The 7,064-nt window shown below is 37.4% G+C and carries 9 protein-coding genes; 2 read left to right on the forward strand and 7 right to left on the reverse strand.

Going from position 1 to position 7,064, the window contains the following annotated elements:
- A partial coding sequence (pheS, locus tag ACY65O_RS14545) for a phenylalanine--tRNA ligase subunit alpha (RefSeq protein WP_462221583.1) occupies window positions 1-895 on the reverse strand: 895 nt, incomplete at its 3' end.
- Window positions 896-1,234: 339 nt separating this feature from the next.
- On the opposite strand from pheS, the gene ACY65O_RS14550 reads away from it, so the two are divergent.
- Together ACY65O_RS14550 and ACY65O_RS14555 are read left to right on the forward strand one after the other, a co-directional pair.
- Window positions 1,235-2,086, forward strand: a complete 852-nt coding sequence (locus tag ACY65O_RS14550) for a polysaccharide deacetylase family protein (protein WP_462221584.1) — start codon at window positions 1,235-1,237, stop codon at window positions 2,084-2,086.
- A 102-nt stretch (window positions 2,087-2,188) separates the two neighbouring features.
- A complete protein-coding gene (locus ACY65O_RS14555; RefSeq protein ID WP_462221585.1) occupies window positions 2,189-2,956 on the forward strand; it encodes a Bax inhibitor-1/YccA family protein in 768 nt (255 codons plus the stop codon).
- Window positions 2,957-3,042: 86 nt separating this feature from the next.
- Here the strand turns inward: ACY65O_RS14555 and ACY65O_RS14560 are convergent, their stop codons facing one another.
- The 6 genes from ACY65O_RS14560 to ACY65O_RS14585 form a co-directional block, all read right to left on the reverse strand.
- Window positions 3,043-3,450, reverse strand: coding sequence for an arsenate reductase ArsC (locus ACY65O_RS14560; protein WP_462221586.1), 408 nt, complete (start codon window positions 3,448-3,450; stop codon window positions 3,043-3,045).
- Window positions 3,451-3,454: 4 nt separating this feature from the next.
- A complete protein-coding gene (arsN2, locus tag ACY65O_RS14565; RefSeq protein ID WP_462221587.1) occupies window positions 3,455-3,907 on the reverse strand; it encodes an arsenic resistance N-acetyltransferase ArsN2 in 453 nt (150 codons plus the stop codon).
- Window positions 3,908-3,983: 76 nt separating this feature from the next.
- On the reverse strand, window positions 3,984-4,841 hold the full coding sequence (locus ACY65O_RS14570; protein ID WP_462221588.1) for an arsenite methyltransferase: 858 nt from the start codon (window positions 4,839-4,841) through the stop codon (window positions 3,984-3,986).
- Window positions 4,842-5,207: 366 nt separating this feature from the next.
- Window positions 5,208-5,543 carry an ArsR/SmtB family transcription factor gene (locus tag ACY65O_RS14575; protein ID WP_462221589.1) on the reverse strand — a complete coding sequence of 112 codons (336 nt, stop codon included), beginning with the start codon at window positions 5,541-5,543 and terminating at the stop codon, window positions 5,208-5,210.
- Window position 5,544: 1 nt separating this feature from the next.
- Window positions 5,545-6,162 (reverse strand): class I SAM-dependent methyltransferase, encoded by a 618-nt coding sequence (locus tag ACY65O_RS14580; RefSeq protein ID WP_462221590.1) that lies wholly within the window; start codon window positions 6,160-6,162, stop codon window positions 5,545-5,547.
- A gap of 115 nt (window positions 6,163-6,277) precedes the next feature.
- Window positions 6,278-7,064, reverse strand: a 787-nt coding sequence (locus ACY65O_RS14585; protein ID WP_462221591.1) for a TIGR00266 family protein, incomplete at its 5' end; no start/stop codon positions are given.

A 7,064-nucleotide genomic window follows, 5' to 3' on the forward strand; every position in this document is an offset into this window, starting at 1 on the left:
TACTATCAATACCGCAGTTATCTAAAACATTTGGATGAACCATACCGCAGCCCAGAATTTCGACCCATCCAGTTTTTTTACAAACGCTGCAACCCTCCCCACTACAAATTAAACAACTGATATCCATCTCTGCACTGGGCTCAGTAAAAGGAAAATAACTGGGGCGAAAACGAACCTTAACATCAGCTCCAAACATTTCCTGTACAAAAAAATACAGCGTTTGTTTAAGATCGGCAAAGCTTACATTATCTGCAATGTATAAACCTTCTACCTGGTGAAAAAAACAATGTGCCCTTGCACTGATGGTTTCATTACGGTACACCCTGCCCGGGCAAATAATTCTGATAGGTAATTTTCCTTTTTGCATTTCACGTACCTGCACACTGCTTGTATGTGTACGCAATAACCAATCGGGATCTTGGCTGATATAAAATGTATCCTGCATGTCACGTGCCGGATGATTTTCGGGCAGGTTAAGTGCAGAAAAATTATGAAAGTCATCTTCAATTTCCGGCCCTTCAGCCACTGCAAAACCAAGGCGTTGAAAAATGGAAATGATCCTGTTCTTTACTAAACTAATCGGGTGGCGGCTGCCGAGAGGAAGATTGTCGCCGGGCAAAGTAAGATCAATTTCCGATTTTGGATTTCCGACTTCGGATTTGGAAGAAGCCTGATTAAGTTCGTTATATTTTGCTTCGGTAAAAAGTTTGAATTCGTTTAATAACTGGCCGGCGTCTTTTTTATTTTCAGGAGCTACATTTTTCATTTCTCCCATGATGGTTTTTACCAAACCTTTTGTACCAAGATATTTAATTCTAAATGTTTCGGCATCGCCGCCATTAAATGCAGTAATTTCTTCTTTAAGTACTTTTATCTTGTTGAGCAATTGTTCCATGCCGCAAATATACAAAGTTGAGGGGAATGGTTGATGGGTTTAGAAGTTTAGGGTTTAGGGTTTAGGGTTTACAGGTTTAGGATTATAGCACTTATCGTAAAAAGAGAAATATTCAACACTCAACTTTCATATTCAATTTTCAATGAAGAACTGGTATATAATAAAGTCGTTGAAAATTGTCTGTCTGTACATTTTTATTGAGTATTGAACATTGTATATTCATCATTGAATATTTTCTCTGCATTTAGGATTATATTTTATTTAACAATACAAATTTGGAAACAGCTCCGCCGCACTAATATCTTCACTAAACAAATAAAATTTATAACCAAAACCATTATGGACCCTGACCCCGAAGCTGAGCAAGCCGCTTCACAAATTTTAAGAACCACTTTTATTACTGTTGTTTTTACCGCCTGCAATTATTACAAAACCGAAACAACAGCCTCAGTAAATAACATTCAATTTTCTTTACCGGACAGTACCAGCAAACTAGTCACCGCTTCTTTACCAAAAAAGAAAACAAAAACAATTTACCTCACATTTGATGATGGGCCTAACAGAGGCACCAAAAAAATGATGCATATTGTTAAGGAAGAAAAAATTCCGGTTACATTATTTATTGTTGGGCAGCATGTGTACGGCAGTAAAGAACAAACGGCAATTTTCGACAGCCTTATTGCCTGCAAGTATTTTGAAATTGCCAACCACAGTTATACGCATGCTTTTAAAAACAAGTTTGCCAAATTTTATACACTGCCCGACAGTGCCATAAAAGATTTTATACGCTGTGCCGACAGTTTACATTTAACTGCAAACATTATTCGTACACCGGGCAGAAATATTTGGCGCACTGCAACTATTTGTAAAACTGATATTAAAAAAAGTTGCGCCACAGCCGACAGTTTGTATGCCAGCGGATTTACCGAAGTAGGCTGGGATTTAGAATGGCATTATAACGACAGCCTTAAACTTAAAAATACCGGTGATGAAATGCTGCAGCAAATTGACAGTATGTTTATTCATAATAAAAATAAAACACCCAATCATTTGGTGCTGCTGGCACACGACCAGGTGTATGAAGATGCCAACGACTCCACAGAGCTGAAACATTTTATTATTAAACTAAAGTTAAAAGACGAATACAATTTTGAAACGGTGAGTAAATATCCGGGTCTAAAACGTGAATAGTGAGTTAGCTTTATAAGATAATAAATTTACAGCCTACGTTTTACTATCAACGATTTATATTTCATTATAATTACTTAATTTTAATTATTAAATTTTACAACTATGGCTTTATTTAAATCGGGCAACCCTGCTTTATCTGAAAAAAGATTCAGGGATACAATACTGGATGAAGTAGTAACACACGATAATGCAATGTCCGTAAAAGGAACTTTACAAAAGTTTGGATTTTTACTAATCATGGTTTTAGGCAGTTCTTTTTATTCGTGGAAAGAATTTGCAGAAGGCGGCAGCGTAATGCCATTAATATTAACTGGCGCAATTGGTGGCTTAATTGTGGCCATTGTAATTTCATTTAAAAAAGAGTGGAGCCCTTTTTTAGCTCCGGCTTACGCTTTACTGGAAGGTTTATTTGTAGGTGCTATCTCTGCATATTACAGTGCTGCTTTTGCTGCCCAGGCTCCAAATATTATTATTAATGCGGTAGGCTTAACATTAGGCACCGCTGTTGCAATGTATTTATTGTACAGCTTTAGAATAATTAAAGCAACAGAAAAATTTAAATCAATAATTTTTACTGCCACTGCAGGCATTGCGATTTTTTATCTTATTGTTTGGGTAATGAGAATGTTTGGCTTTGATAATTTCTCTTTTTTACATGAAGGCAGTTTATTGGGCATTGGCTTTTCGTTATTTGTTGTTGCCATTGCTGCACTAAATTTAATTTTAGATTTTGATATGATTGAACAGGGATCAGCATTAGGAGCACCAAAGTATATGGAGTGGTACGGTGCTTTTGGTTTAATGGTTACTATTGTTTGGTTGTACTTAGAAATTTTAAGGTTACTGAGTAAGATAAGCAGCAGAGATTAAAATATATAATTTGCTAAGAGGTAAAAGGAGAAAAAAGAGTTAAGCAATACTTATCTTTTTTCTCCTTTTCTCTTTTATACTATTAGCTAAATTTTTACACTCAATTCTTTTATCAATTCTTCCACTTTACCTTTTATAAAATCCCTCACCTCGTTAAACTCCTTCGGTTCCATATGCTTAGGGTCAGGAATTACCCAGTCAACAAATTTTTTGGCAGGCATCCACGGGCAGGCATCGCCGCAACCCATAGTTACCACGGCATCAAAAGGTGCAAATGCTTTTACTTCATCCAAACTTTTACTATCGTGTGTACTTAAATCGTAGCCCAACTCTTTCATGGCCGCAACAGCTTTTGGGTTTACGATGCCGCTGGGTTTGCTGCCGGCACTGTATGCTTCCACATCATCGCCGCCAATAATTTTTGCAAAAGCCTGGCTCATTTGAGAGCGGTTGCTGTTTTCTACACACACAAAAAGTAGTTTTATTTTTTTCATAATCTTAGATGCGTTTTTTCATTATCACTGCCGAAGCCGGGCACAAAGAAGTAAACGCTGCTGTTTGTTTTACTGAAGCTGGTGCTTCTTCTCTGCTAATAACACAATACCCTTGTTTATTAAAAAAATCCTTTGCAGTAGTGGTTAATAAATACAGGCAGTTAATGCCAGCTTCCTTCACATATTTTTCTATCTCTTCCTTAATATACTTTCCGTAGCCTTTGCCCTGCTCTTCTTTTACAACACTTACGCTGCGGAGCAGGGCGCAATCTTCAAATATTTCTAACCCAACTGTACCTATTGTTCTTTCAGCATCTTTAAGTAAATAAAGAATTTTATCTTCATCAATATCTGAAACAGGTAATTGCTGTAGTTGTAATAAAGCAATCGCTTGCTGTTTTTCTTCTTCATTTACCACTACTTTTAATTGCAACGCATTTGATATTTCATTAATCATGATTTTACATTTATAGTTTACAATTCTATTAAACAAGTTTGCCAACTTTTAAATGGTTGGCAAACTTAATAAATCGTTAGCAACAACCGCTTCCCGGTTCACAACAATTCCTTTCGTCCTTTGCAGGCTTTTCTGCATATACGGTTATACTTGTAATTTTTGTTTTACCATTTTTATACGTTGCAATTTCTTCGGCACTTAAATAATTAGCTAAAATATTATCGGGTATAAGTATCGGCTTATCCTTTTGCAGTGTAATATTTTTAAACCCAAGCGATGCAATTATTTCCAGGTACACTTCTCTTTGTATAGCGCCGCTAACACAGCCTGCATACAACTCTGCTACCTCTTTCCATTTTGCCGGCAATTCGCCTTCCAGCACAATATCGCTGATAGAAAAATGACCGCCGGGTTTTAACACCCTGTAAATTTCGCTGATAACTTTGTGTTTGTTGGGTACTAAATTCAATACACAGTTACTTACAATTACATCGGCATAATTACTGGTAACCGGCATATCATCAATATCGCCTAGCCTGAACTCCACATTATTCAATTTTAATTTATCGGCATTTTCTCTTGCCCTTTTAATCATGGCTTGCGTGAAGTCTATACCCAGCACTTTACCATTTTCGCCCACAAAACGGCGGGCTATAAACGCATCGTTGCCGGCACCGCTTCCCAAATCAATTACGGTATCACCAGTTTTTATTTTTGCAAATTCAGTGGGCAATCCGCAACCCAATCCTAAATCTGCATCAGCATTGTAGCCTTCTAATTTGGTGTAGTCATCTGCCATAATGTTATACACTTCATCACCGCAGCAGCTGGAGGTGGCGCCGCAGCAGGATGTTGCATTCTGGTCTTTACTTTGTTCTGCAATGGCAGCATACTTTTCTCTAACGAGATTTTTAATTTCTAATTCATTATTCATGGCTATACTATTTGTTCCTCATCCGTACTTTATAAAATGAGGAGGTTAAAAAATACATTTTTTTTTGCCCGGCAATATTTCTCTGTTCATCTTCATTGGTCTGGCCTAAGGCAAGACACTCTTCAACAAAATAATTTTACTGGGCTATAATTATGTTTTGCTTTAGCACCTGTCGTTCCTACGGAACGGTACTAAACATTTATTACCCTTTCTACCCACCTTAAGCTCCTATGGAGCTATTTTAAATTGCAAGCCTCTTTTTTTCTTGGCCGGGTGAGCCACTCTTTAAGGAGTTACTCACCCTAAGCTAATCTTCACTTCGATCTACTCCATTTCCCCCTTTAGGGGATAAGGGCTTCAGGGCTTTTAACAACACGCCTTCTCATTCTGCACTTTAAGTTTATTAAACAGAAAACTAAACTCTCCCATAAATTTTTCAAAAGCTTTCCAGTTAATGCAATAACAACTGCGTGGCCCATCTACTGTACCATTAATTAATCCTGCATTTTTTAATTCTTTTAAATGCTGACTAACGGTGCTTTGTGCCAATGGTAATATTTCTACAATCTCGCCGCAAATACATTCGTTGTGCTGCGCCAGAATTTTTAAAATTGAAATACGGGCAGGGTGTGCCAGTGCTTTGGCAAATTCTGCCAGGTCCTGTTCCTTTTGAGTAAACGCTTCTTTTTTGTGGATGGCCATTTTATATACTTAATTTTTGAAAGCTGCAGAATAAAAAATTTTGAACTGTTTTAAAAGGTGTAATATGGCTGGTGGTAATACATTTTATTTTTGTAAACCATTTTTGTAATGTACTGCTGAGCAATTTTTCATCGTACTGTTTTATGCGTAAGCCACTGCACTTTTCCGGCCCGTTATCAGAAAAAGTACCAATGATCATTTTACCTGCAGGCTTTACATTTTTTTGTGCAATTGACAGATAAGATTCTATTTCCGCAGTGGCAGTTAAAAAATGAAAAGCAGCCCTGTCGTGCCAGCAATCATATTGTACAGACGTTTTAAAATCTAAAATATCGGATACAATCCATGTAACAGCAGTTGCTTTTTTGCCCAGCCTGTTTTTTACTCTATCAATTGCCGCCTGTGAGATATCCAATACAGTAATATTGGTATATCCAATGGCCAACAAATGATCCACCAAAAAACTATCGCCGCCACCAATATCAATTATGGCTGCATTTTTGGGCAAGGCAAGCTGTGTTATAAAGTTGATAGACTCCTGTGGTGTTTGCTGGTACCAGCTTACTTCGTTTACCTGCTTGGTGGTAAAAACATTTTCCCAGTGCTGTTTTAAATTCATACTTTAATCTTATATCGCAAATATACGATTATATGAATTTACCCACCAAATTTATTTTACAAAAAAAGTCAGGCGCTGGCCTGACTAATTAATAAAACGCAAATTTTTAATGTATTTATTCCCTGCCATCCAGCAAATTACCCAGGCCTCCTAAAATACTGCCTTCTTCTTTGCGTTTATAAGAACCGTATTGCATTATCCTTCCGGCTAAGCGGCTTATGGGTAAACTTTGTAACCACACTTTACCAGGGCCCTGCAACTTTGCAAAAAATAAGCCTTCGCCACCAAACATCCAGTTTTTAATACCCCGTACCATTTCAATATCAAAATCAACATTGGCGGTATAAGCTACCACACAACCGGTATCTACTTTTAAAATTTCTCCGGCTTTTAATTCTCTTTCTACCACGTATCCGCCTGCATGTGCAAATGCATAACCATCTCCTTCCAGCTTTTCCATTATAAAACCTTCGCCACCAAAAATACCAGTGCCCAATCTTCTTTGAAATTCAATACCAATACTAACACCCTTGGCTGCACATAAAAAAGCATCTTTTTGTGCAATGATCTTTCCACCTAACGCTGCCAAATCAAATACAATTATTTTACCGGTGTATGGTGATGCAAAACTTACTTTCTTTTTGCCCTGCCCGGTGTTGGTAAAAGCAGTCATAAATAAACTTTCGCCTACAAGTAATCTTTTACCTGCGCTAAACAATTTATTCAGTATCCCGCCGCTTTGCTGCTGACTGCCATCGCCCAAAATTGTTTGCATTTCAATACCGTTATCCATCATCATAAAAGCACCGCTTTCTGCAATGGCTGTTTCATTAGGGTCAAGCTCTATTTCTACAAACTGGAGTTCTTCTCCATAGACCTTGTAATCGATTTCGTGATTTGTT

Origin of the sequence: Ferruginibacter sp. (assembly GCF_031430955.1) — a bacterium.
Lineage (GTDB): Bacteria > Bacteroidota > Bacteroidia > Chitinophagales > Chitinophagaceae > Ferruginibacter.